The organism is Sphingosinicella soli (genome assembly GCF_014199685.1).
Taxonomy (GTDB): domain Bacteria; phylum Pseudomonadota; class Alphaproteobacteria; order Sphingomonadales; family Sphingomonadaceae; genus Sphingosinicella; species Sphingosinicella soli.
The window spans coordinates 23,692-49,387 of the sequence record NZ_JACHNZ010000007.1; the positions used below are offsets into that span (position 1 = coordinate 23,692).

Consider the following 25,696-nt stretch of genomic DNA (forward strand, 5'->3'; position numbering starts at 1 on the left):
GCCGGGCCTCAGGCGTGCCCGATTTCGCCGGATTGTTCTGCGGTCTCCGCCTGCTGCTGGCGCGCGAAGTAAAGCTGCGCGAAGTCGATCGGATCGAGCATCAGCGGCGGGAAGCCGCCGTCGCGGGTTGCGTCCGCGAAGATGCGGCGCGCGAACGGGAACAGCTGGCGCGGCGCCTCGACGACGAGGAACAGCTCCAGATGCTCCTGCGGCACGTTCTGCAGGCCGAACAGGCCACCGTAGAGCAGCTCTGTGATAAAGGCGGTCTTGCCGTTTTCGAACGCGGCGTTCGCGGAGAGTTTCAGCTCCACCTCATAGACGTTTTCGCTCTGCTGGCGGACGCCGACGTTGACGTTGATCTCGATCTTGGGCTGACCGGAACCCTGCTGCAGCGATCCCGGAGCGCCGGGGTTTTCGAACGACAGGTCCTTCACGTACTGTGCAAGGATGCTCACCTGCGGCATGGCTTCGCCCGCCGCGTCACCGGCCGCTTCGCCGCCGTTGCCGTTGATGTAGCCTTCGTCGCCCGTTTCGTTCTCGGCCATGGTGCAGGATCTCAATTCTGTTGGACAGGAATACGGCGCGCTCGCTAGCAGGCGCATGGAACCGGCGCAAGGCGGCGCTGTTCCTTGTATGCGGCGCAGAATAGCCTATCTTAACCGAAATCGGGTTAAGCTGCGTGGACTGAACGGCACGGCGCTGTTAAGGAAATACGTTTGAAGGGACGCGTGAAGGTAGAGATATGGGCGACAGCAGCGGAATGATCGAGATCGTCGTTCTGGCGATGCTCGCCGGGTTCATCGCCCTGCGGTTGGTCAGCGTACTTGGCCGTCGCACGGGGCACGAGGAGCCTGTGGGCGATGTCGTTCGCCGTGCCCCCGCCGAACAGCAGGCGCCGCCGCGTGCGGGCAGCTACGATCTGCCGCCTGCCGCGCCGCTCGATCTTCCCGCCGACATGTCGCCCGCGCTGAAGGAGTCGCTGAACGCGATCGCCGCCGCCGACCCCATGTTCGATCCGCTGCGTTTCGCCGAAGGTGCGAAAGCGGCCTATCGCATGGTTCTCGAAGCCTTCTGGAAGGGTGATGCAGAGGCGCTGCGCGAGCTCGTGTCCGATGATATCGCGGATCAGTTCGCGGAAGCGATTGCCGCCCGCGAAGAAGAAGGCCTCACGCTCGACAACAGGCTGGTGTCGCTCGAAAAGGTCGAAATCGTCGCGGCGCAGCTTCGCGGTGCAATGGCCGAGGTGACGCTGCGTTTCGATGCCGATCTCGTCGCCGTCACGCGCGACAAGGCGGGCAACGTCGTCAGCGGGTCGGTTTCCGATGCCGTGCAGTCGCACGATATCTGGACATTCAGCCGCCACACCGGCGCTGCGGACCCGAACTGGCTGCTCATCGACACCGACGAAGACGCCTGATCGCCGCACTTTCGAGACGAATGCGGATTCCCGCCGCCGCTGAAATCCGCTAGCCCTGCGCTCCGATCGTCATCCGGAGTTTTCGCGTGCGCCGTTTTATTCCCTTGTTTCTGCTGCTCGCAATTGCCGCGTGCGCGTCGCCGCGCGTGGAGACCGCGCCCACCGCGCCGGTTTCTCCGGGCACCCGGCCCGCCCCGGCCCCCACCCCGACGCCTCCCGCCGGGCCCGCCACCGCAGCCGCGCTTGGCGCCGCCCCGGCGACGTTCGCAGACATACCGGGATGGGCAACCAACGACTTCGCCGCGACGCTCGCGGCATTCCGCAAATCCTGCCGCGCGGTCACGCGCCGCACCGATGTCAGCGGGCTGACCATTGCGGCGGACTGGGAAACCGCGTGCAATCTCGTGCCTGCCGCCGCCGACCCGCGCGCCTTTTTCGAGCTGAACTTCACTCCCGTGCGCGTCGGCACCGGCGCGGCGTTCGTCACCGGCTATTACGAGCCTGAAATCGCAGGATCGCGCACGCGCGGCCCCGGCTATCTGGTGCCGATCTACGGCGTGCCCGAAGACCTCGTGCGCGTCGATCAGCCCGATCCGGCAAAGCCGGGGCAGATGAAGAAGGCCACCGGCCGGATCGATGAAACCGGCGCCTATCAGCTCTACTGGACGCGCGAAGACATCGACAACGGCGCGCTCTTCGATCGCAACCTCGAGATCGCCTGGGCGGCGGACGAGGTGGAATTCTTCTTCCTCCAGATCCAGGGCTCGGGCCGCCTGCGCCTGCCCGACGGCAGCGTCATGCGAATCGGTTATGCGGGCCAGAATGGTCGCGAATACGTGGGCATCGGGCGGTTGCTGCGCGATCGAAACCTGCTCGCGCCGGGTGAAGCGTCGATGCAGGGCATCATGCGCTGGCTGCGCGCCAACCCCGACGAAGGCCGCAAGGTCATGCACGAGAACAAGAGCTTCATCTTCTTCAAGGAGCTTACCGGCGAAGGTCCGCTGGGCGCGCTCGGAACGCCGGTCACGCCCGAACGCAGCCTCGCCGCCGATCCGATGTTCGTGCCGCTCGGCGCCCCCGTATGGCTTGCCACGCGCTACACCGATGTCGATCGCGGCATGAAGCCGTTCGCCGCGCTCATGGTGGCGCAGGATACCGGCGGCGCGATCAAGGGCGCAAACCGCTTCGATCTGTTCTGGGGGGCGGGCGAACGCGCGCGCACCATCGCGGGCGGGCTTTCCAGCGAAGGCGCCGCTTTCATCCTGCTGCCGAAGGCGGCGGCGGCGCGTCTGCTCCGTGGCGCGGCGACCTGAACCGCCGCCTGACGCGGGAGACGCGCTCTGGGCCAAGGTCAAGGCGTCCGTCCGCCCGCTGAAAGCCCGCACCGCGCCGCCGCCCGAAGTCCCGCGCATCCGCGTCCATGTGCGTCCGCAGCCGGTCGAAGCGCCTGCGATTTCCCGCGAGCGCGCGGCGGCCCCGCCGGACGGCGCCTCGCTCGACGGCGGCTGGGACCGCCGCATCCGCAGGGGTAGCCTCGATGCGGAGCGCACCGTCGATCTCCACGGCTACACGCAGGACGAGGCTTACACCGTCTTTGCCGGCGCACTGGAACGCGCGTGGCGCGACGATGTGCGCACGCTGCTCGTCATCACCGGTAAGATCCGGCCTGCGGACGAGGATGGCCGCCCGCGCGGTGTCATTGCCGCCAGTTTCTCCCGCTGGGCGGCAACCCCGGCGCTTCGTCCGTTCATCGCCGCCATCCGCCCCGCGCATCCCCGCCACGGCGGCGGCGGCGCCTGGTATGTGATCCTGCGGCGCAAGCGCTAGCTGTACGCTCGTCTCGCCGAGTGGCATGATCGGAAACAGGACTCAGGGGAGACCACCGATGTCGAAGACGTTCCTGCTGCTTGCCGCCGCGCTGCTCATGCCCGCATTGCCCGTGGAGGCCGCGCCCGCCGCCATCACGGTCGCCGTTGCCGCCAAAGACCGCCCTGCAGATGAAGCGAAGCTCGATGAAAGCCGCAAGCCCGCCGAAGTCCTCAAGTTCCTCGGCCTTGAACGCGGCGACCGCGCCTTCGATTTCATGGCGGGGCGCGGCTACTACAGCGAAATCATGGCGCGCGCCGTCGGCCCGAAGGGCATGGTCGTCGCGTGGAATCCCTCCGGCATCGGGGAAAGCGACCCGGTGAAAACGGCGTGGCAGAGCTTGCGCGTCCGCGTGAAGAATGTCGCCGTGTTCAGCACGTTCATGCCCGACCTCGCGCTTGCACCCGCCAGCTTCGATTTCGCGCTCTTTCACCTCGTTTATCACGATGCGTATTGGGAAAGCGCCGAATACAAGCTCGTCCGCACCGATCCGGCCCTGCTGCTCGCCACGCTCTACGGCGCGATGAAGTCCGGCGGTATTGTCGGGGTGATCGACCATGTCGGCCCCGCGGGCGGCGACACGCGCGCCGAGGTCGACAAGACGCACCGCATCGATCCCGCCGTGGTCCGCGCGGATTTCGAGCGCGCCGGTTTCGTCTTCGAAGGCGAATCGGATGTGCTTCGCGTGCCTGGCGACGACCTCTCGAAATCGGTGTTCGATCCCGCCGTGCGCGGCAAGACCGACCGGATCGTCTACAAATTCAGCAAGCCCGACGGCGCACCCAAGGATGATCTCGCGATGGCCTGCGATGTGGAGAAGGCCCAAAGTTTCATCGGCCGGCCCGCCGACGAGGCGACCGTGGGCGAGATGAAGAAGGCCACCGGCGCCCGCACCGCGCGCGTCGTGCCGCCGAACGGCGCGGTCACGATGGATTTCCGCCCCGACCGGCTCACGATTTCAACCGACGAAGCCGGAAACATCACCCGCGTTTCCTGCGGCTGAGTTTCTCCCTCTCCCCGCCGGGGAGAGGGCCGGGGAGAGGGGCTGGCTACAGAATATACTTCGAAAGGTCGTTGTCGCGCGCGATGTCCGAAAGCTGCGCATCGACGTAAGCCGCGTCGATCTTCACTGCGGTGCCGCCGCGATCCGAAGCATCGAAGCTGATCTCCTCGAGCAGCTTTTCGAGCACGGTCTGCAACCGCCGCGCGCCGATGTTCTCGATGCGGTCGTTCACCTGCGCCGCGATCCGCGCGATCGCGTCGATCGCGTCGTCGGTGAATTCCAGCGTCACGCCCTCGGTGCCCATCAGCGCGGCGTATTGCCCCACCAGTGAAACTTCGGTGTCCGTCAGGATGCGGCGGAAATCCGCTTCCGTCAGGCCTTTCAGCTCCACCCGGATCGGCAGGCGCCCCTGAAGCTCGGGCAGCAGGTCCGACGGCTTCGCGACATGGAACGCGCCCGATGCGATGAACAGGATGTGGTCGGTCTTCACCGGGCCGTATTTCGTCGCCACGGTGGTTCCCTCGATCAGCGGCAGCAGATCGCGCTGCACGCCTTCGCGCGAGACGGAGCCGCCGCGCACGTCCGACACCGCGATCTTGTCGATCTCGTCGAGGAACACGATGCCGTTCTGCTCGGCGGAGACGATCGCCTCGCGGTTCACCTCTTCCTGGTCGAGCCGCTTGTCGGATTCCTCGTTGACGAGCGCCTCCCACGCCTGCCGCACCTTCAGCTTGCGCTTCTTCGTGCGCTGGCCGCCGAGTTTGCCGAACATGCCGCCCAGGTCGATCATGCCGACCTGCCCGGTCATGCCGGGGATCTCGAAGGGCATCTGCGGCGCCTCGTCGACCTCGATCTCGATCTCCTTGTCGGAAAGCTCGCCCGCGAGCAGCTTCTCGCGGAAGCGGTCGCGCGTCGCGCCGCTTGCGTCCTTGCCGACGAGCGCGTCCAGCACGCGCGCCTCGGCGGCCTGTTCGGCCTGCGCGCGCACGCCCTTGCGCTTCTGCTCGCGGACCAGGCGGATGGCCTCCTCCACGAGATCGCGGATGATCTGCTCGACATCGCGGCCGACGTAGCCGACCTCGGTGAACTTGGTCGCTTCCACCTTCAGGAACGGCGCTTCGGCGAGCTTTGCGAGGCGGCGGCTGATCTCCGTCTTGCCGCAGCCCGTCGGCCCGATCATCAGGATGTTCTTGGGGCTGACCTCGTCGCGCATGTCCTCGGGCAGCTGCTGCCGCCGCCAGCGGTTGCGCAGCGCGACGGCGACCGCGCGCTTCGCGTCGTTCTGGCCGACGATATAGCGGTCGAGCGCGGCGACGACGGCCTTGGGGGTCAGTGCCGAGATGGTCTCGGCGGGCCTGATGGGAGCTTCGACGTTCACTTTGCCGCCTCCAGCGTTTCAATGGTGAGATTGGTGTTGGTGAAAACGCAGATTTCGGCGGCGATTCCCATGGCCCTGTTCGCCACGTCGTCCGCCGAAAGCCCGTCGATGTCGATCAGCGCCCGCGCGGCGGAAAGCGCGTAGTTGCCGCCCGAACCGATCGCGGTCACGTTGTGCTCGGGCTCCAGCACGTCGCCCGTGCCGGTCAAAACCAGCGTCACCTCGCGGTCGGCGACGATCATCATCGCCTCCAGCCGCCGCAGGTAGCGGTCGGTCCGCCAGTCCTTGGCGAGTTCCACCGCCGCGCGCTTCAGCTGGCCGGGGAAGCGTTCCAGCTTCGCCTCCAGCCGCTCGAACAGCGTGAAGGCGTCGGCGGTCGCGCCGGCGAAGCCGCCGATTACGCTGCCGTCGCCCAGGCGCCGCACTTTCTTGGCGTCGCCCTTCATCACGGTGTTGCCCAGGCTGACCTGTCCGTCGCCTGCGATCACCACCTTGCCGTTCTTGCGCACGGCAAGGATGGTCGTGCCGTGCATCACCTGGTCTGCCATGTCTGGAAAGTATCTTTCGTGTGGATGTGAGAGTGCTTGCCTGCTGATATAGGAAGTGAAAGGCGCGCTTCAATTCCGCGCCGGGAGAGCATCATGAGAACCGCCATCGTTGTTGCACTGCTTGCGCTCGCCGCGTGCGGGGATACCGCGAAGCTCAGCGTGGAGGACGGCACCGGCACCGATCCGAAACTGCCTGAACCCGTGCAGACGCTCCTGCCCACGGTGAACATCGCGGACGCGAAACCGTGGGCGGCGGGGGAAACGCCGGTCGCTGCGGAGGGCTATTCCGTCGCGCTCTTCGCCGAAGGCCTCGCGCACCCGCGCTGGATATACCGCCTGCCCGGCGGCGACATCCTCGTTGCCGAATCGAACAAGCCGCCGCGCCCGGTCAAGGGCCTCATGGGCCGCATCGAGGCCTATATCATGGGCAAGGCGGGCGCGGGCGCGCCCTCTGCCGACCGCATTACCCTGCTCCGCGATGCGGACGGCGACGGCGTGGTGGATACGCGCGGCCCGTTCCTGGCCGAAGGTCTCGGCTCGCCCTTCGGCATGGCGCTCGTCGGGGATCGTTTTTACGTCGGCAACTACGCCGACGTGCGCGCATGGCCCTATACGGAGGGTGCCACATCGCTCACAGGCGTCGGCACCAGGCTGATCGACCTGCCGCGCAAGGGCGAGAGCACCGGCCACTGGACGCGCAACCTGCTCGCGAGCGCGGACAGCAGCAAACTCTACGTCGCCGTCGGCTCCGTCTCCAACGTCGCGGAAGGCGGCATGGCGGTGGAGGAAGGCCGAGCCGCCATCCACGAGATCGACCTCGCGACCGGCGCATCGCGCCTCTTTGCGACCGGCCTCCGCAATCCGGTGGGCATGGACTGGAATCCCGTCACCGGGCAGCTCTGGACCGCGGTGAACGAACGCGACGCGCTCGGCAGCGATCTCGTGCCCGATTACATGACAAGCGTGAAGGACGGCGGCTTCTACGGCTGGCCCTACAGCTACTATGGCGGGAACGTCGATACGCGCCCCGATCCGAAACGCCCCGATCTCGTCGCGAAGGCCATCAAGCCCGATTATGCGCTCGGCGCCCACACCGCGAGCCTCGGCCTCGCCTTCGCGCCCGACGGCAGCGGCGCCTACGTCGGCCAGCACGGCTCGTGGAACCGCAAGCCCCACTCGGGCTACAAGGTTATCTTCGTACCCTTCGCGGGCGGAAAACCCGCCGGGATGCCGCGCGATATCCTCACCGGCTTCCTCGTCGGCGATCATGCGAAGGGCCGTCCCGTCGGCGTCGCGTTCGATCGCACGGGCGCGCTTCTGGTGGCGGACGATGTCGGCGGCCGCGTCTGGCGCGTGACGGGTCCGGGTCTCGGCAATGGTCTCAAGAGCCTTGAGCCCGCCGCCGAACCCGCTATAGCGCCGGAATGACCGCGCGCACCGCAAGCATCGTCCGCAAGACGAACGAGACCGATATTTCCGTCGAGGTGAATCTCGACGGCACCGGGCAATACGAGATCGAAACCGGCATCGGCTTCTTCGATCACATGCTGGAGCAGCTTTCGCGCCACTCGCTGATCGACGTGAAGCTCAGCTGCAAGGGCGACCTGCATATCGATCAGCACCACACCGTGGAGGATTGCGGCATCGCGCTCGGCGACGCGATCCACAAGGCGCTCGGCGAAAAGCGCGGCATCCGCCGCTACGGCGATGCGCTCTCGCCGATGGACGAGGCGCTCACCCGCGTCGCGCTCGATATCTCGGGCCGTCCGTTCACGGTCTGGAAGGTCTCGATCCCGCAGGCGCGCCTCGGCGAAATGGATACCGAACTGTTCCCGCACTGGTTCCACAGTTTCGCGGGCAGCGTCGGCATGACACTGCATATCGAGCAGCTTTCGGGCGAAAATTCACATCATATTATCGAATCCTGCTTTAAGGGTCTGGCGAGAGCCTTGCGTACGGCGACGGAGATCGATCAGCGCAAGGCGGACAGCGTGCCGAGCACCAAGGGCGTTCTGGGCGGCTGACCGGGAACCTCTAAGGATCAGGCACAGGCACGGTATGGCGGAACGGATTGCAGTCATCGATTACGGCGCGGGCAACCTGCGCTCGGTGGCGAAGGCGCTTGAAGCGGCTTCGAACGAAATCGGCGTCGCGGTGCAGATCGTCGTTACGGACAGCCCCTCCACGGCATCGCAGGCGGATCGCATCGTGCTTCCGGGCGTCGGCGCGTTCGGCCAGTGCGCGACGTCGCTCCGCGCGATCGCCGGCATGGAAGATGCGCTGAGCGAGGTCGTGCTCGTGAAGCAGCGTCCGTTCCTCGGCATTTGCGTCGGCATGCAGCTTCTCGCCAAGCGCGGCGAGGAAAAGGGCGTCTACCAGGGCCTCGGCTGGATTCCCGGCAAGGTCGTGAAGCTCGATCCGCATGATCCGAACCTCAAGATTCCGCACATGGGCTGGTCGCCGGTGTCGATGAAGCTCGCGGGCATCAACCACGATGCGCTCAGCCGCATCGAGGATGGCGGCGAGGCCTATTTCGTGCACAGTTTTCATTTCGAATGCACCGATCATTCGCATCTGCTCGCCACCTGCGATTACGGCGGGCCGGTCGCGGCGATCATCGGGCGCGACAATATTCTCGGCGCGCAGTTTCACCCGGAAAAGAGCCAGCATTACGGTCTCTCGTTCCTCGCGACGTTTCTGGGCTGGACGCCGTAATCCGGCCGGGTTGGACCACGATCCGATCGCCTCGATCGGACCGTGATCAGATTTTCTTTGCTTACCGCATTTTCCGAGCCGTCAGGTGTTTCCACCTGACTTGAAAATGCTCTAATGCAGCCCCGCAATGTCATTCACGATCTTCCCCGCCATCGATCTCAAATCCGGTCAGGTCGTGCGCCTCGCCGAGGGCGATATGGCGCGCGCCACGATTTATTCCGATGATCCCGCCGCGCAGGCGGCCGTCTTCGCGCGCGGCGGCGCCGCGTGGCTGCACGTCGTCGATCTCGACGGCGCCTTCGCGGGCCGCAGCGTCAACGGCGATGTGGTGGCGCGAATCGTTGCCGCCTTCACCGGCAAGGTGCAGCTCGGCGGGGGTATCCGCGACATGGCCGCTGTCGAAAGCTGGTTCGCGCGCGGCGTCACGCGCGCCGTCATCGGCACTGCGGCGCTGAAAGATCCCGATTTCGTGAAAGCCGCCGCAAAGGCGTATCCCGGCCGGATCGTCGTCGCGGTCGATGCGAAGGGCGGCATGGTCGCGACCGAAGGCTGGGCGGAGGCGTCCGACATGCCGGTCGTCGATCTCGCCCGCCGCTTCGAAGATGCGGGCGTCGCCGCCGTGCTGTTCACCGATGTCGGACGCGACGGGCTCCTCAAGGGCGTCAATCTCGAAGCGACGCACGCGCTCGCGCAGGCGCAGACGCTCCCCGTCATCGCCAGCGGCGGCGTCGCGGGGGAGGCGGACATCCACGCGCTGAAGGCGATCGCGGCAGACGGCATCGCGGGCGTGATTTGCGGCCGTGCCATCTACGACGGCCGTCTCGATCTCGGCCGAGCGCTCGCCATCGCCGCATGAGCGCCGTGCGGATCATCCCCTGCCTCGACGTGGCGAACGGCCGCGTCGTGAAGGGCGTAAACTTCGTCGATCTTCGCGATGCCGGCGATCCGGTGGAAGCCGCGAAGGCCTATGACGCGGCGGGCGCCGACGAGATCTGCTTCCTCGATATCACCGCGACGCACGAGGATCGCGGCACGCTGCTCGATATCGTCCAGCGCACGGCGGACCAGTGCTTCGTGCCTTTGACCGTGGGCGGCGGTGTCCGCTCGATCGACGATGCGCGCGCGCTGCTGCTTGCGGGCGCCGACAAGGTGGCGATCAACAGCGCCGCCGTGCGCGATCCCGGTGTCGTCACCGCGCTTGCCGAACATTTCGGGTCGCAGTGCGTCGTCGTCGCCATCGATGCGCGCCAGTCCGGTACCGGCCGCTGGGAAATCTTCACGCACGGCGGGCGCAAGGCCACGGGCATCGATGCGTTGGAGTTCGCGCTTGCCGTGGTCGACAAGGGCGCGGGCGAAATCCTGCTCACCTCGATGGACCGCGACGGCACGAAGTCGGGCTTCGATCTCGCGCTCACCCGCACCATCGCCGATTCGGTGCCCGTGCCCGTCATCGCCAGCGGCGGCGTCGGCAACGTGGCGCATCTGGTGGAGGGGGTTCGCGAGGGCCACGCCTCTGCGGTGCTCGCCGCGTCCATCTTCCATTTCGGCGAAGCGACGATCGGCGATGCGCGCGCGGCGATGCGCGCCGCCGGGATCAGGGTGCGAAACCGTTGACGCCTCGCGCCTCCGGCGTCAGGGTCCGGGCATGACCGCCACCCTCGAACGCCTCGCCGCCATCGTCGCCTCGCGCCGCGCCGCCGATCCTGCTGAAAGCTACGTCGCGAAGCTCTTCGTGAAGGGCCGCGCGAAGATCGCGCAGAAGGTGGGCGAGGAGGCTGTGGAAGCCGTCATCGCCGCCGTGAAGGACGACCGCGCGGAACTGATCGGCGAAAGCGCCGACCTGCTGTTCCACCTGTCCGTCCTCTGGGCGCACGCGGGCATCACGCCGGGCGATATCGATGCCGAGCTCGCCCGGCGCGAGGGCGTATCGGGCATTGCCGAAAAAGCCGCCAGAAAAACCGAAACACCGGGAGACTGATCTTGGGCGTCGAAACGCTGGAGCCATACGACGACGACAACATCTTCGCGCGCATCCTGCGCGGCGAGATACCGGCAAAGCCGGTCTATGAAGACGATTACGCCTTCGCGTTCCACGACATCAATCCGCAGGCGCCGACGCATGTGCTGGTGATCCCGAAGGGCCGCTACGTCAGCTGGGCGGATTTCGCGGCGAAGGCGGCGGACGCTGAAATCGCCGGTTTCGTGCGCGCGGTCGGCGCCGTCGCGCGCGAGCTCGGCATCGAGGAGACGGGCTATCGCCTGCTCGCCAACGCCGGACCCCATTCGCATCAGGAGGTGCCGCACCTCCATGTGCACATCTTCGGCGGGAAAAAACTCGGCGCGATGCTCGTGACGCCCTGAATCTGGTGCTTTTCAGTTTGTGGTCGGCGTGAAAACCGCTAGACCACGCAACATTGTTTCAGCCTTGGCTGGGGAGCAGGGCGCGTATTTTTGTTGGGGGGAATTCCCGAATGATTTTTGGTCGTGTCAAATCGCTCGACGCCATTCTGGCGACGGCTCAGAAGAAGTCGCTTCACCGCTCGCTCGGCGCGCTGCAACTGACGCTGCTCGGCGTCGGCGCCATCATCGGCACGGGCATCTTCGTGCTCACGTCGGAGGCCGCGCAGAAGGCCGGCCCCGGCATGATCGTCAGCTTCATCATCGCGGGCTCGGTCTGCGTGGTTGCGGCGCTCTGCTATTCGGAAATCGCCTCGATGGTGCCCGTTTCGGGCTCCGCCTACACCTATACCTATGCCGTCATGGGCGAGCTGCTTGCCTGGATGGTCGGCTGGGCGCTGGTGCTTGAATATGCCGTGGCGGCGAGCGCGGTTTCGGTCGGCTGGTCGGGCTATTTCGTCGGCCAGGTCAAGGGCTGGTTCGATATAGACCTGCCGATCGCGCTCATCTCCGGGCCGTACGTGCCCGGCGGCATCATCAATCTCCCCGCTGTCGTCATCGCGCTTCTCATCACCTGGCTTCTTATGCTCGGCACCACGGAAAGCGCGCGCGTCAATGCCGTGCTGGTCGCCATCAAGGTGGTGGCGCTCACCGCGTTCATCGTGCTCGCATTGCCGGTGATGCGTATGGAAAACTTCGAACCGTTTGCGCCGCAGGGCTGGTTCGGTTCGGGCGGCGCGGGCATCGTCGGCGCCGCAGCCTCCATCTTTTTCGCCTATGTGGGTTTCGACGCCGTCTCGACGGCGGCGGAGGAAACGAAGAACCCGCAGCGCAACGTGCCGATCGGTCTGATCGGCTCACTCGCGATCTGCACGGTCTTCTACATGCTCGTCGCTGCGGGCGCGATCGGTTCGCCGCTCGGGTCGCAGCCGGTCACCTCGGCGCTCGGCGAATGGCTGACCCCCGGTTCGGCCGAACTCGGCGCGCGCTGCGCCACGCTGATGGCGGCAGGTCAGGAACCGCTCGCCTGCTCGAAGGAAGCGCTTGCCCACGTTCTGCGCGAGGTCGGCTATCTCAACATCGGCAATCTCATCGGTCTCGCTGCTTTCCTTGCGTTGCCGTCGGTCATTCTCGTCATGCTGTTCGGCCAGACGCGCATCTTCTTCGTGATGTCGCGCGATGGCCTGCTGCCGGAAAAGCTCTCCACGATCCACCCGAAGTGGAAGACGCCGCACATCATCACGCTGATCACCGGCCTTGCCGTCACCTTCACGGCGGCGTTCCTGCCGGTCGGCAAGCTCGCCGATATCGCGAACGCGGGCACGCTGTTCGCGTTCATGATGGTGGCGATCGCGGTGATGCTGCTCCGCAAGCGCGATCCGCACCGCGCGCGGCCGTTCCGCACCCCGGCGCTTTGGCTGGTTGGTCCGCTCACGGTGATCGGCTGCGTGTCGCTTTACTTCGCGCTGCCGTTCGATGCGAAGATCGTGCTGCCGCTCTGGGGCGCCCTCGGCCTTCTGCTGTACTTCGCCTACGGCTACCGCAAGAGCCATGTCGGCCGCGGTATCATCGATGTGCCGGAAGCCGATCCCGATGTGCCGCCGCAGCCGGTGCCCCCGATGCCGGGCGCGCCGACCCCGGGCGGCAAGCAGGCCTGATACGGATCGGCCCGGTTCTCACCAGAACCGGGCCGACCTGTTTTCAGCCCAGCCGCTTTTCAGCCCAGCCGTTTCGCGACGAGCGCGGCGAGATCGGCCTCGGGGCGCGCGCCGAAGTGGCTGATGACTTCCGCCGCCGCCACCGCGCCCATCACCGCGCAGTCGCGCAGCGCGCGGCCTTCGGAGAAACCGGCAAGGAACCCGCCCGCGAACAGGTCGCCCGCGCCCGTCGTGTCGATAATGCGCGCGGCGGGCTCGGCCGGAACCGTGATCGCCGCGTCCTTCGTCAGCACGACCGCGCCCTTCTCGGACCGGGTGATGACGCTCACCTCGCAGGCCCCGCGCTGCGCCGCGACGGCAACGTCGAAGTCGTCCGTTTCGTAAAGGCTCTTCAGTTCGTTCTCGTTGGCGAACAGGATATCCGCGCCGCCGCGCGCCAGGCGCAGGAAGTCGGCCCGGTGACGCTCCACGCAGAACACGTCGGAAAGCGTGAACGACACGCGCCGCCCGTTTGCATGCGCCACCGCGCAGGCCTTTTCCATCGCGGCGCGCGGATCGGCGGCGTCCCACAAATAGCCTTCCAGGTAGGTCAGCGGGCTCGCCGCGATCAGGTCGTAGTCCACGTCCGCCGTGCTCAGCATCGCGCTGGTGCCCAGGAAGGTGTTCATCGTGCGCTGCGCGTCGGGCGTCACCAGGATCAGGCAGCGCCCCGTCGGTGTGCCGTCCGCCGCGTAAGGCGTCGTATAGTCGACGCCCGACGCGCGCATGTCGTGCGCGAACACCTCGCCGAGCTGGTCTCCTGAAACCCGCCCGATGAAGTTCACCCGCCGGCCGAGTGCCGCCATGCCCACGGCGGCGTTGGAGCCCGATCCGCCCGAAACCTCGCGCCCCGGCCCCATGCGGCCGTACAGGCGCTCCGCCTCTGCGGTATCGATCAGGTGCATCGATCCTTTCTGCAGGCCGTTTTCCGCAAGGAAGGCATCGTCGGCGGACGCGATCACATCGACAAGGGCGTTGCCCATCACGACGATGTCGTAGGTGCTGGTCATCGGGCGTTTTCACCTGAGAAGAGGGGGAAACCCGACCCCTAGCGGCGCGTCTCGCCGTCCGCAACCTTCGGTGCTAGTCTCGGCAAATGCTCGCTGAACTCCCGCGCGTCCTCGTCCAGCTCTCCGACCGGCGCCTTGTCGCCGTGTTCCTGAAATCGATCGTGCTGACGCTCCTCGTCCTCGCGGGCGTCTGGTTCGGTCTCGATCTCTGGCTCAGCGGCAGCAGCGCGCCGCCGCTGCCGCTATGGATGCAGCGTTTCTGGGCGGATGCGGCGGACTGGGCGGCGCTGCCCATCGTCCTCATCGGCGGCTGGTTCCTGTTCCCCGGCATCGCCACCGGCGTCATGGGCCTGTTCCTCGACGATGTCGTCGATGCCGTGGAGGACCGCCACTACCCCCGCGCAGCGGCGCATCGCCGCGTGACCATGGCTGAGGCCGGGATGCTCGCGCTCGCCTCCGCGCTGCGCGTCGTGCTGTGGAACCTTGCGCTAGCGCCCGTCTATGTGCTGCTGCTGTTCACGGCGGTGGGCCCGCTCCTCCTGTTCACCGCCGTCAACGGCTGGCTGATGGGCCGTGATCTTCTGGAGATGGTCGCGGTTCGCCACATGCCGCGCGCGCAGGCGTCGGCGCTGGTTGCATCAAACCGTGCGCTGCGGCTCCGTCTCGGCCTCACTGCCGCGCCGCTGTTCCTCGTGCCCGTCCTCAACCTGTTCGCGCCGATCATCGCCGCCGCGCTCGCCGCGCATGCGTTCCAGATCGTCGGCAAGCGCTGAAAGGCCCCACGCCGCCGCCTCGCGCACCAGTTCCGACGCATCCTCGGTCAACCGCTTCAGCACCGGCGCCGCACCGGCAGCCCCGCTGTTGCCGAGCGCAATGGCGACGTTGCGCACGAAACGGTCGCGGCCGATCCGCTTGACCGGCGATCCGGCGAACACCTGCCGGAACCCCGCCTCGTCGAGCGCGGCAAGCTCGGCGAGGCGCGGCGCGGTCAGTTCGGCGCGCGGCAGGAACGCCGCCTCGGCGGAGGCCTTGGCGAAGCGGTTCCAGGGGCACACGGCCAGGCAATCGTCGCAGCCGTAAATACGATTGCCGATCGCGCGCCGGAATTCGTGCGGAATCGGGCCTTTCAGCTCGATGGTCAGGTACGAGATGCACCGCCGCGCGTCGAGGCTGTAGGGCCCCGTGAAGGCGTCGGTCGGGCACGCGCGCTGGCACGCGTCGCACGAACCGCAGCGGTCGGCGTGCGGCGCATCGGCGGGAAGCTCCAGCGTCGTGTAGATCGCGCCCAGGAACAGCCAGCTGCCGTGGTCGCGGCTGACGAGATTCGTGTGCTTCCCCTGCCAGCCGATCCCGGCGGCGGCGGCGAGCGGCTTTTCCATCACCGGCGCGGTGTCCACGAACACCTTCACCTCGCCCTCGCCTGTCGCCGCCAGCAGCCAGCGCGCCAGCGTCTTCAGCCGCGCCTTGATCGTGTCGTGATAGTCCTGCCCCTGCGCGTAGACCGAAATCACACCGATGTCGGGGTGCCCCGCGTGGCGCAGCGGATCCAGCCCCGGCGCATAGCTCATGCCCAGCATGATGATGGATTTCACATCGCTCCACAGCGCGCGCGGGCTTTCGCGGCGATCGGCCTTTTCCGCCATCCACAGCATGTCGCCGTGGCGGCCGTCGGCGATCCACGCCCTCAGCCGCGCGCCTGCGGCAGGCGCGGCGTCGGCGGGTGCGATGCCGATGGCGGAAAAGCCCAGCTCCGCCGCCTTCGCGTTCAAGTCCTTCAAGATTTTGTTCGTATCCACGATCTATTCATAGCATCGTCGCGGGCCTGCGTGTGAAGGGATCAGGTGTTTGAACTACGCCATCGAAGCTGAAAACCTCTCCAAACGCTTCGGCGACAAGCAGGCGGTGGCGGGTGTCGATCTTCGCGTGCCTGCGGGCGCCATCTACGGCTTCCTCGGCCAGAACGGCGCGGGCAAGACGACGACGCTGCGCATGCTGCTCGGCATTCTGGAGCCCGACGGCGGACATCGCCGCCTGCTCGGCACGGATCGGCCGCTCTCGGTCGCGGCGCGGGTCGGCTATCTTCCCGAAGAACGCGGCCTCTATCCGGCGATGACCGCGCGGGAGGCGATCGCGTATGTCGGCGCCCTGCGCGGCATGTCCCTTGCGGAGGGCCGCACGCGGGCGGACGAACTGCTCGCGGCGAACGGCCTCGGCGGGGAAGCGACCGCGCGTATCCGCACCTTCTCGAAAGGCATGGCGCAGAAGGTGCAACTGCTCGCCACCTTCGTGAACCGCCCCGATCTCATCGTCCTCGACGAGCCCTTTTCAGGGCTCGATCCGGTCAACCAGCAGGATCTCGAAGCGATGATCCATGCCGAGCGGGCGCGCGGCGCGACCATATTGTTCTCCACGCACGTTATGGCGCATGCCGAGCGCATGTGCGACGGCCTCGTCATCATCGCGCACGGGCGCACCCGCTTTTCGGGAAGCGTGGGCGCCGCGCGCGCGCATCTGCCGTCGCGTGTCGTCCTCGTCACCGATCGGCCGCTCTCGAATCTGCACGCGATGCTGCCGCCGGGCAGCACGGTCGATATCCTGCCCGGCCCGGGAAACGCCTATCGTTTCCCTTTGCCGCCGGGCGGTATCGAGCCGCTGCTCGCATGCCTCATCGAAACGGGAAGCGGCATCCGCGACATGCACATCGAGCGGCCGACACTGCACGACGCCTTCGTCACCATCGTCGGCGACGGCGCACTGCGCGCTGAAACACCGGAGGCCGCATGATCCGCGCAACGCTCACCATCGCGCGCCGCGATATCATGGCGACGATCCTGTCGCGCGGCTTCCTCGTCTGGCTCGCGATGCCGGTCATCGGCCTCGCCTTCGCCGTGTTCGCCTCGCTCGTCGGCGGTCCGCGCGATGCCGCGCCGCCGCCGCAGGCGGTCGCGGTGGTTGATCCTGCGGGTGATTTCGCGCCCTGGGTGCAGGCTGCGGCCGCGCGCGAGCAGACCCGGAATGCCTATGATCGTCTGCGCGCCGCGCACGGCGACACGGCGGCGTTTGCGCGCCCCGCGGCACTGCTTTCCGATACGCAGCTCGATGCGCTGGCGAAACGCGCCGACGTGGCGGCGATGGCGCCGCGCCGTGCGCCCGCATTCGTGCAGGTCATCATCCACGGCGATCCTGAAGAGCAAGCCCGCCGTCTGCTCACCGGCAAAAGCCGTTTCGGCGCGGCGCTCGTCGTGAAGCCGGACGGCCTGATGCTGTTGACGCGCGGCAAGGTGCAGGATGCCGAGCGCATCCGCACGCTCGCGGGCCTGGCGTGGATGCGCCGTACGCTTGCGGCGGAGGGGCTTTCCGATCGTATGGAGGCCATGCGCGCGGCCCAGCCGGACATCACGCTCGCCGTGCTCGGCGACCCGGCGCCGCAGGCGCAGCGGCGCGGCGCGCCGATCCTCGCCACGGGCGCCGCGACGGTGCTTTTCGCGCTGATTTCGCTGCTCGCGGGCGCGCTTCTGTCCAACATGGTCGAAGAAAAATCGAACAAGATCATAGAGGTGCTGGTCGCCGCCGTGCCGGTTCCGGCGATCTACGCGGGCAAGCTCATCGCGATGCTCGCCGTCTCGCTGATCGGCGTCACCGTCTGGGGGCTGCTCTTCGGCGGCGGCTTGATGCTGGCGGCGGCGCAGCTTCCCGCCGGGCTGATCCCCATGCCGCCGCGCGGCTGGCCCGAACTGCTGGTGCTCGGCGTCGCCTATTTCACCTGCGCCTATCTCATCTACGGCGCGATCTATCTCGGCATCGGCAGCCTCTGCTCCACGATCCGCGAGGTGCAGACGCTTTCGATGCCCGTCACCATCCTGCAGATGGTGATCCTGATCTCGACGCTCGGCGCGCTCGCGAACCCCGGCGGGCTCTGGTTTCAGATCGTGTCGTGGTTTCCGCTGTCGGCGCCCTACATGATGCTGGGCCGCGCCGCCGCCGATACGGGTCTCGGCATCCATCTGGCGTCGATCGCGTGGCAACTCGCCTTCGCGGCGCTGGTCATCGCACTTGCCGCGCGCCTGTTCCGCTACGGCGTGCTGCGCTCAGGCTCGCCGCCCAGCTTGCGCCAGCTGGCGGGCCTGAAACCGAAAGCGGCTTGAAGAGACGGATCGGCATTCCGCCCAGGCCGTTGATTCAGCCCTTTGTTCCAATGCCCTGATCTCGTCGCTTGAGTCGCGCTTCAACATAACGATGCAGCGCGGGCGCCTTCGGCTGTCACACAAAGGTCTCGCTTTTCTTCGATAGTGGCGCATATCCGCGAAGAAGAAATGGCACTGTTCACGGCATGAAAACTCTGGGAAACGCATCTCGACGCGAGGTGCTGAAAGGCGCCGTTCTTCTTGCCGGCGGCACCCTGATGCCAGCGTGCGGCAAGGCACGATCTGCCTTGGCAAGCCTTGGGGCATATCCATTTACGCTCGGGATTGCTTCGGGTGATCCAGCTTCGGATGGCTTCGTGATCTGGACCCGGCTTGCGCCGGACTGGCTTCAGCCGGACGGAGGGATGCCGCCGGTGGCTGTCGATGTGCAATGGCAAGTTGCCGAGAGCGAGACGTTCTCCAGGGTCGTCGCCTCGGGCACCTCAATCGCATCGCCGGCATGGGGGCATAGTGTGCATGTCGAGATTACGGGTCTCAGGCCAGACCGCCCCTATTGGTATCGGTTCCGCGCGGGCGGTGAACTCAGCCCGGTCGGCCGCGGGCGCACGACGCCGCTTGCGGGGGCAGACATCAGCGCAATGCGCGCCTGTTTCACGTCCTGTCAGCACTATGAGCGCGGCCATTACGCGGCGTATCGGCATATGGTGGCTGATGATCCCGATGTCGTCCTGTTCCTCGGCGATTATATTTACGAGGCCAATCCAGGCGCTGCCAATCATGTTCGGCTTCACCGCAACCCGGAACCGGTCGATCTGGCCGGCTATCGCATTCGCTACGCAACCTACAAGAGCGACCCGCTGCTCCAGGCCGCGCACGCAGCGGCGCCATGGATGACGATCTGGGATGATCATGAAGTCGCGAACGATTATGGACACCTTCAATCCGAAGACGATGTCGACCCAGCCCTCTTTCTGCGCCGGCGAATGGCCGCTTATCAGGCTTATTATGAGCATATGCCGCTACGCAGGCGCGCGCTGCCGGTCGCTGAAGGAATGCCGATCTATCGCGCGCTGGATTGGGGGGCGCTCGCCCAGTTTCAGCTTGTTGATGACCGTCAGTATCGGTCGACAAGAGCATGCGATAGCGAAGCGAACGGCAAGTTGATCCCCGATTGCGCGGAGCGTCGCGATCCTGCCCGTTCGATCCTGGGCGCTGCGCAGGAAGAATGGCTGCTGGACCGCGTGGCGACATCACGGGCGCAGTGGAGCATCCTGACACAGCAGACGCTATTCGGCACCCTGCACCTGCGGGATACGCCCGAGCGCGTGCCTGAGCGTTTCTCGCGCGATGGCTGGGACGGTTTCCCGGCAACGCGCGATCGCATCATGCAGCGCTGGACGGATGCCAAGGTTCGCAATCCCCTGATCATCGGAGGGGACATCCATACCTTTGCCGCCGGTGATGTGCTGGATGCGCGCGAGACGGTGGTCGCGAGCGAGTTTGTCGGCGGATCCATCAGTTCGCTCGGCCGAGACCGTGCTGCGGCCCGGCAGGTTCACGAAGACAATCCGCGTCTCGCACTGTTCGACAGCAGCCGCCGCGGCTATGGGCGGCTCGATATCAAAAAGGCGCGCAGCGAGATTACCTTCCGCTCTCTTGTCGATGCGCGCGACCCCGAATCCCCCCTGGCGCCAGATGCCCGGTTCGTCGTCGAAGACGGCCTCAGGGGCCTGCTGAGCGCCTGAATGCAGCAGAGCATGAAGAAGGGCGCCATCCGTCAGGATAGCGCCCTTCTTCTGGTCTGACGTGTCGATCAGAACTCGACGTTCAACCCGAAATTGAACTGGCGGCCGTAATAAGTGACGATCGTCGGATTGTCCCGGCTGCCCTGATACGACACCGTGGGTTCGTCGGTGAGGTTCTTCACATTGAAGAACAGGCTGTTCCCGCCCAACACACGAACCTTTGCCGCCAGATCCCACACACTCGATTTTTCGTTGTAGACATCGAGGGCTGCCCGCCCGCCGACGGACTCAAGCCGCTTGGACAGGCGATTATAGGAAACCCGAACACTGACCGGCCCCTGCGCGTAGGAGGCCACAGCGTTCAGAATATGTCGGGGCGAGTTCACCAGCGACAGATTTTCCGTGCGGCCGGGATAAGAGCCCTTGGAATCCAGCCATGTGTAGTTGGCTTCGATACCCAGACCGGAGAGCAAACCGGGCAGGCCGGTGAACTGTTGCACCCAGCCCAGCTCGATGCCGGTCACCTTGCCGCCCTCGCCGTTCTGGCGGGTGCGCTCGTCTACGCCATCCGACGTGATGCGGCTGGAGCTGAACACGAAGTCGGATATGTCCTTGTGGAACACGCCCGCCGAAACCAGGCCCAGCGGCGGGAAGAAATACTCAGCCGAGGCATCGTAGTTCCAGGATGTGGCCGGCATCAGATCGGGATTGCCGATGATGCGCTGATTGAGCTGTGCGTTCTCTTGGCGTGATGGCACGAGATCGCCGGGCGGTGGGCGGGAGATGGCTTCCGTCACACTTGCACGCAACACCAGCCGGTCATCCAGCGTCGTGTAACGCGCCTGAACGCCCGGCAGGAAGTTCGTATAGGAATTCTCGTCACTGACACGCGTAACCGAAGTCACCGCGCCGCCACTCGTAACGACGGCGTTGGCTTCACTGGAAATCTTGGTGTGCTCGATACGGCCGCCAGCAACAATCTGGAGCGCACCGATATCGAATGTGCCCATCAGGTAGCTTGCGTAGATGTTCTCGGTAATCGTGAAGTCCGCATTGGCGCGGGTCTCGTCGGTGAAAAGTCGCGCCGCTGCCGTCTGCGTAAACGCCGAGGGGTTGGTTTGCTGTATCTCCAGATATTTGCGCCAGTCAGGCGCGAAATCGAGGAGGACTGCGCGACCGTCAGAGTCGCTCATGAAGTTGGAGCCGTCCAGGGTTTCCAGCAACGAGCCTGCCGTGATGCCGGTGAGGCCCGTGTAGCGCACCGTGAGCGGTTGGGACTGGGCAGCATCCTTCAGCGTCACGCGCACGCCGGCCTTCATCGTAACCGGAATGCTACCCGTGAATTCCCGGGCCACATTGCCGTCGAACGACCATTCCTTCTCCGTGCGCGGAACCTGATTGGTGTCGAACTGCCGGAAAGAGAGGTTTGCCGGATCGGTGATGTCGACGCCGTTCGTCACCTGGAACGTCGGGAAGTCACGATCGGTCCGGTCGTAGCTCATATCGACGCCGTTGAACGAATTCGTGACCTGAAGCGTGACCGGATAGGTCTTGTCTGCCTGAGAGAAGGCGATCCGCCCGTCCAGCATCCACCCGTCTGACTGATGCTCAACACCGGTGGAGTACATCTGGAAGATGTTCTTGGGTTCGCGATAGAAGGCGATCAGGTCAACGCGGCCGCCGGTCGAACTGGCGCTGTCCGGTGTCACATTCGTCAACGTCGCGGCATTGGGACGATAATCCGTGCCGCGGTGGTTCAGCCACCGATAATCATAGTGATAGACGCCGCGAATGAAGGCGCGGGTATTGTCATCGGGCCGGAAGTCGAAGGTCAGGCCCGCGCCGATCTTGTCCTTGGATTCGCCGCGATCGAAATAGAAGGAGCGGTTGATGGTCTTCTGGTCGGCTGCGTTCGTGGTGTAACCGGTCTGGACGACATCATAGCCGCGCTCGTCGCGGAAATAATAGACGGAACCGAGCAGGCCGAACTGCTCGTTGGATCCGAAGGTGTTCGAGACCGTGAGGCCCGCCTGATAGTTCCAGTTTCCACGCAGATCATTATATGTACCGCCGGCCTGGCCGTCGGCGTTGAAACCGCGCCGATCGAAGGCGGATTTGGTCACAAGGTTTACGGTGCCGCCGATTGCGTCGGCAGACATGTCCGGTGTCGGCGATTTGATCACTTCCACGCGCGAAAGCATGTTTGAAGGAAAGCTGTCGAGCGCGATATCGCGATTGCCGTCCACGTTCGTCATGCGCAAGCCGTCGACAGTGACGGTGTTGTATTGCGGAGCGAGGCCGCGGATCGTGGCGGTGCGCTGCACGCCTGCCCGGGTTTCGACCGAAACGCCTGGCAAGCGCACGAGCGCATCACCGATATTGCCCTCGCGAATCTGGCCTAAGGCGTCAGCGGATACGACAGTGCGCAAGCTGGGCGCACGCCGTTGAAGATTGATGGCGCCGGCCTGACCTTCAAGCCGCGCGACCACCAGGATTTCGCTGGTGTCGATAGCAGCGCTGGTGAGCTCGACATTCTGGCGCGCGACGCCGCCCTGCGGAACCACGACTGTCATTGTCTGCTCATCGAGGCCCGCATAGGCGATGACGAGCGTGTATTCACCCGGCGCCAGATTGCTGATGAGATAGCGGCCGTCCTGCCCTGTGACGGCTTCGCGTCCCACCTCCGCAACCCTGACCACGGCGCCCGCCAAGGCATTGCCGCTGGCCGCGTTCGTCACATTGCCGATAATGTCTTCGGCAAGGGCCGCAGTCGGAAGACAGGCCAAAGCCGTGCCCGCCAATAATTTCCTGATCATCATTAAAGTCCCCCGTTAATTCCGTGGGGCGCGGTACCAATGCGCTGTGACTGTTCGGCGACGATTCCGAGACAGTTTGAAGAGACGCTGCGACGATGCCGAAGGCGCTTGCGCGGCCTGGAATCCAGCGCGGAGCCGCTCGGTCGCGCAATCTGGCTCTTTGGCAGTGGATAGCAATTCCTTATTGACATTCCAAATTATCTACGAGATAAGTAGACATCGAATCAGGGACGCTCATTGACCAGGGCGCCCACGGCCGCAGGGTCGTCGATGGGTCCGCGGCTTTTGATGGGATGCAGCTTGCTCCGCGTAAAAAACAGCTAAAGCGCACGATGCTGAGGCAACGACGCCAGGCTTCGTGTTCCCCCCACCGACAAGGGGAAATGACGATGCAATGTCAGACCTGAAATAGCACCCACGGCAGACGCGGCTTTGCGGCCGCGCGCTGATCCGTCGTTCTCCGCTCGGCGCACGCGCGCATGCGGACCGACCACGCACGTCCATCAAAAATAACCTGCGCCTTCGCGCGCGGGGTCGGCGGCCCTGTGCCGTCCGGCATCGGGGAATCGTGAATTTCATCATGACCAGCAAGACCAGTTTCGTTCTATTCGCCGGCACGGGCAGCGCGCTCGGCCTCGTTCTCGCAGCCGGCGCGGCGCTCGCTGCGGAGGCTGTCGCGGTCGATAATGCCGCAGCCGAAAGCGCCGTTTACGAAGACGCCGGCGAGATCACCGTCACCGCCCGCCGCCGCGAGGAGCGCGCGCAGGATGTGCCGATCGCGCTCAGCGTCGTCGGCGCCGAAACGCTTGAAGCCACGGGTAATTTCACGCTCGGCCAGGTGCAGCAGCTCGTGCCGACGTTGCAGGTGTTCAGCTTCAATCCGCGCAACACCAACATCAACATCCGCGGCCTCGGATCCAACGTCGCGCTCACCAACGATGGTCTCGAAAACGGCGTCGGCGTTTATATCGACAACGTCTATTACGGCCGCGTCGGCCAGTCGCAGTTCGATCTCGTCGATCTTCAGCAGATCGAGGTGCTGCGCGGGCCGCAGGGCACGCTGTTCGGCAAGAACACCACGGCAGGCGCCATCAACATCACCTCGCGCCTGCCGAGCTTCGAGCCCGAATTCTCGGGCGAGGCGACGCTTGGCGATTATGGCTATCATCAGGTGCGCGGCTCCATTTCGGCACCGCTGATCGGCGACAGCGTCGCCTTCCGCCTCAGCCTTGCGGACACGCACCGCGACGGCTTCCTCGACAACGTCACCAAGGGGAACAAGGCGCAGGACTACGACAATTTCACCGCGCGCGGACAATTGCTCATCCTGCCGTCCGAAACTCTCAGCGTCCGCCTGATCGGCGACGTCTCGCGGCAGCGGCAGAAGCATGTCCTGAACGTCATCGGCGCCATCAACGACACCTACGCGGACGGTACGGACATCGCCAACAGCTTCTCCGACCGCGCCGCCCGCGCCGGCTACACGCCGCTTCCCGTGGACCCCTTCGCGCGCAAGGGCGATTCCGACGGGCACTACCAGTCGAACATGAAGGGCTACGGGCTTTCGGGCCAGATCGACTGGGAGGTCGGAAACAGCACGCTCACCGCGATCACCGCCTATCGCTGGTGGGACTGGCGGCCTTCGAACGATGGCGATTCCACCGCGCTGCCGATCATCACGAAGGCGCAGCAGGCGAACGACCAGCGTCAGTTCAGCCAGGAAATCCGCCTCTCCTCCACCGGGCAGAACACCGTCGATTACGTCCTTGGCGCATACTATTTCTGGCAGGTCGTGCGCGGCTACGGAAAGCTTGCCTACGGGTCCGCCGCCGCGAACTGGAACCTGCCCACGGTTCCCGCGATCGTCGGCAACGCCGCGCTCGATGGCTATGAATCCCATTCCACCTCGAACCCCGAAACAAAGAGCTACGCGGCCTTCGGTCAGGCGACATGGAACATCAGCGATGCCGTGAAGCTCACCGGCGGCCTCCGCTACACGCACGAGAAGAAGAGCGGCGAATATCATCAGTTCAATGTCGTGGAACCGAGCCTCGCCGGGCTGCTCCCGGCGCAGGCCGCCGCCGCACTGGCGATCCGTGCGCAGTTCAATCCGATCACCGATTATGAAACGAGCTTCACCGACAACAGCCTGTCGGGGCTTCTCAGCCTGTCGTGGAATTTCACCCCCGACGCGCTCGTCTACGCCACCTATTCGCGCGGCGGAAAATCGGGCGGTCTCAATCTCTCGGCGCTGCCCGCCGGAGTCCGGCCGGAGGTCGATCCCGAAAAGGTCGACAACTTCGAACTGGGCCTGAAGAGCGAGTTCCTCGATCGCCGCCTGACCTTCAACCTCGCCGGCTTCTGGACGGAGGTCAGCGATTACCAGACCGCGATCACCGAACAGGTGCCCGATACCGTCAACTTCCGCCAGTACATCGCGAACATTCCCAAGGTGCGCTCACGCGGCTTCGAGGCGGATGTCGTCTATGCGCCGACAAATTACGTCAGCCTCACGGCCTCCGCAGCCTATGCCGACACGACCTACCGCAACTACACCAACGCCCCGCAGGCGCAGGAGAATCTCAACCTCGGCGCGCTTCAGGATCTGAGCGGCGAGCAGCTCTCGGGCGTGCCGAAGTTCACCTACACGCTCGGCGCCGATGTCGCCCGGCCCGTGGGCGGCGCGCTCGAGGTCTACGGCCATGCCGACTTCTCGCACCGTTCCTCGTACAACACGTCGGCGACCAATTCGGCGTGGGCGCAGATCGAAGGCTACGGCCTCCTCAACGCCCGCCTCGGCCTCCGCAGCGAGGATACGCGCTGGGACATTTCGGTGTGGGCCCGCAACCTCACCGACAAGGACTATTTCCAGACCTTGAGCCCCGCCGCCACCGGCCTCGTGACCGCCCTTATCGGCGAGCCGCGCACAGTCGGCGTCACCCTGCGCACGAAGCTGTAG

22 protein-coding genes and 1 pseudogene are annotated in these 25,696 nt (G+C 65.6%); 17 read left to right on the forward strand and 6 right to left on the reverse strand.

Annotated elements, in window-relative coordinates:
• Positions 1-8: 8 nt before the first annotated feature.
• Positions 9-545, reverse strand: coding sequence for a protein-export chaperone SecB (gene secB, locus GGQ98_RS04220; RefSeq protein ID WP_184065595.1), 537 nt, complete (start codon positions 543-545; stop codon positions 9-11).
• A gap of 215 nt (positions 546-760) precedes the next feature.
• Between secB and GGQ98_RS04225 the strand changes: the two genes are divergently transcribed.
• From GGQ98_RS04225 to GGQ98_RS04240, 4 genes are all read left to right on the forward strand, one after another.
• A complete protein-coding gene (locus tag GGQ98_RS04225) occupies positions 761-1,417 on the forward strand; it encodes a Tim44/TimA family putative adaptor protein (protein WP_184065784.1) in 657 nt (218 codons plus the stop codon).
• A gap of 86 nt (positions 1,418-1,503) precedes the next feature.
• Complete coding sequence (gene mltA / locus GGQ98_RS04230) at positions 1,504-2,730, forward strand: MltA domain-containing protein (RefSeq protein ID WP_184065598.1); 1,227 nt, start codon at positions 1,504-1,506, stop codon at positions 2,728-2,730.
• Complete coding sequence (locus tag GGQ98_RS18615) at positions 2,714-3,244, forward strand: Smr/MutS family protein (protein WP_184065601.1); 531 nt, start codon at positions 2,714-2,716, stop codon at positions 3,242-3,244. The genes mltA and GGQ98_RS18615 overlap by 17 nt, the downstream gene beginning before the upstream one ends.
• Positions 3,245-3,302: 58 nt before the next feature.
• Positions 3,303-4,286, forward strand: a complete 984-nt coding sequence (locus GGQ98_RS04240; RefSeq protein WP_184065604.1) for an I78 family peptidase inhibitor — start codon at positions 3,303-3,305, stop codon at positions 4,284-4,286.
• Positions 4,287-4,332: 46 nt separating this feature from the next.
• Here GGQ98_RS04240 and hslU read toward each other — a convergent pair whose 3' ends face one another.
• Positions 4,333-5,664, reverse strand: a complete 1,332-nt coding sequence (gene hslU / locus GGQ98_RS04245) for an ATP-dependent protease ATPase subunit HslU (protein WP_424141346.1) — start codon at positions 5,662-5,664, stop codon at positions 4,333-4,335.
• Positions 5,661-6,212: an ATP-dependent protease subunit HslV gene (hslV, locus tag GGQ98_RS04250; protein WP_184065607.1), complete on the reverse strand. Its 552-nt coding sequence runs from the start codon at positions 6,210-6,212 to the stop codon at positions 5,661-5,663. The genes hslU and hslV overlap by 4 nt, the downstream gene beginning before the upstream one ends.
• 93 nt (positions 6,213-6,305) lie before the next feature.
• On the opposite strand from hslV, the gene GGQ98_RS04255 reads away from it, so the two are divergent.
• The 8 genes from GGQ98_RS04255 to GGQ98_RS04290 all read left to right on the forward strand — a co-directional run bounded on the left by GGQ98_RS04255 (position 6,306) and on the right by GGQ98_RS04290 (position 12,982).
• A complete protein-coding gene (locus GGQ98_RS04255; RefSeq protein WP_184065610.1) occupies positions 6,306-7,640 on the forward strand; it encodes a PQQ-dependent sugar dehydrogenase in 1,335 nt (444 codons plus the stop codon).
• Complete coding sequence (gene hisB / locus GGQ98_RS04260) at positions 7,637-8,236, forward strand: imidazoleglycerol-phosphate dehydratase HisB (protein ID WP_184065613.1); 600 nt, start codon at positions 7,637-7,639, stop codon at positions 8,234-8,236. Before GGQ98_RS04255 ends, hisB begins: the two co-directional genes overlap by 4 nt.
• A 34-nt stretch (positions 8,237-8,270) precedes the next feature.
• A complete protein-coding gene (gene hisH / locus GGQ98_RS04265) occupies positions 8,271-8,927 on the forward strand; it encodes an imidazole glycerol phosphate synthase subunit HisH (protein ID WP_184065616.1) in 657 nt (218 codons plus the stop codon).
• 127 nt (positions 8,928-9,054) lie between these two features.
• Positions 9,055-9,783, forward strand: a complete 729-nt coding sequence (gene hisA / locus GGQ98_RS04270) for a 1-(5-phosphoribosyl)-5-[(5-phosphoribosylamino)methylideneamino]imidazole-4-carboxamide isomerase (RefSeq protein WP_184065619.1) — start codon at positions 9,055-9,057, stop codon at positions 9,781-9,783.
• Positions 9,780-10,541: an imidazole glycerol phosphate synthase subunit HisF gene (gene hisF, locus GGQ98_RS04275; protein ID WP_184065622.1), complete on the forward strand. Its 762-nt coding sequence runs from the start codon at positions 9,780-9,782 to the stop codon at positions 10,539-10,541. Before hisA ends, hisF begins: the two co-directional genes overlap by 4 nt.
• A 31-nt stretch (positions 10,542-10,572) precedes the next feature.
• Positions 10,573-10,905, forward strand: coding sequence for a phosphoribosyl-ATP diphosphatase (locus GGQ98_RS04280; RefSeq protein WP_184065624.1), 333 nt, complete (start codon positions 10,573-10,575; stop codon positions 10,903-10,905).
• 2 nt (positions 10,906-10,907) lie between these two features.
• Positions 10,908-11,288, forward strand: a complete 381-nt coding sequence (locus GGQ98_RS04285) for an HIT domain-containing protein (protein WP_184065628.1) — start codon at positions 10,908-10,910, stop codon at positions 11,286-11,288.
• A gap of 110 nt (positions 11,289-11,398) precedes the next feature.
• Positions 11,399-12,982 carry an amino acid permease gene (locus tag GGQ98_RS04290; RefSeq protein ID WP_184065631.1) on the forward strand — a complete coding sequence of 528 codons (1,584 nt, stop codon included), beginning with the start codon at positions 11,399-11,401 and terminating at the stop codon, positions 12,980-12,982.
• A 59-nt stretch (positions 12,983-13,041) separates the two neighbouring features.
• On the opposite strand, the gene GGQ98_RS04295 is transcribed toward GGQ98_RS04290, so the two are convergent.
• A complete protein-coding gene (locus GGQ98_RS04295; protein WP_184065634.1) occupies positions 13,042-14,031 on the reverse strand; it encodes an adenosine kinase in 990 nt (329 codons plus the stop codon).
• A gap of 86 nt (positions 14,032-14,117) precedes the next feature.
• On the opposite strand from GGQ98_RS04295, the pseudogene GGQ98_RS18290 reads away from it, so the two are divergent.
• Positions 14,118-14,690: pseudogene (locus GGQ98_RS18290) on the forward strand (EI24 domain-containing protein); the annotation flags it as partial.
• Here GGQ98_RS18290 and queG read toward each other — a convergent pair.
• Positions 14,670-15,827, reverse strand: a complete 1,158-nt coding sequence (queG, locus tag GGQ98_RS04300; protein ID WP_184065636.1) for a tRNA epoxyqueuosine(34) reductase QueG — start codon at positions 15,825-15,827, stop codon at positions 14,670-14,672. The pseudogene GGQ98_RS18290 and the gene queG overlap by 21 nt on opposite strands.
• A gap of 49 nt (positions 15,828-15,876) precedes the next feature.
• Here queG and GGQ98_RS04305 point away from each other — a divergent pair, with 49 nt between their 5' ends.
• From GGQ98_RS04305 to GGQ98_RS04315, 3 genes are all read left to right on the forward strand, one after another.
• On the forward strand, positions 15,877-16,815 hold the full coding sequence (locus tag GGQ98_RS04305; protein WP_184065639.1) for an ABC transporter ATP-binding protein: 939 nt from the start codon (positions 15,877-15,879) through the stop codon (positions 16,813-16,815).
• Entirely contained in the window at positions 16,812-18,176 is a 1,365-nt protein-coding gene (locus GGQ98_RS04310) for an ABC transporter permease (RefSeq protein WP_184065642.1), read from the forward strand. The genes GGQ98_RS04305 and GGQ98_RS04310 overlap by 4 nt, the downstream gene beginning before the upstream one ends.
• A 185-nt stretch (positions 18,177-18,361) precedes the next feature.
• Entirely contained in the window at positions 18,362-19,921 is a 1,560-nt protein-coding gene (locus tag GGQ98_RS04315; RefSeq protein ID WP_184065645.1) for an alkaline phosphatase D family protein, read from the forward strand.
• A 68-nt stretch (positions 19,922-19,989) separates the two neighbouring features.
• On the opposite strand, the gene GGQ98_RS04320 is transcribed toward GGQ98_RS04315, so the two are convergent.
• Entirely contained in the window at positions 19,990-22,740 is a 2,751-nt protein-coding gene (locus GGQ98_RS04320) for a TonB-dependent receptor (RefSeq protein WP_184065649.1), read from the reverse strand.
• 577 nt (positions 22,741-23,317) lie between these two features.
• Here GGQ98_RS04320 and GGQ98_RS04325 point away from each other — a divergent pair.
• Positions 23,318-25,696: a TonB-dependent receptor gene (locus GGQ98_RS04325; RefSeq protein ID WP_184065652.1), complete on the forward strand. Its 2,379-nt coding sequence runs from the start codon at positions 23,318-23,320 to the stop codon at positions 25,694-25,696.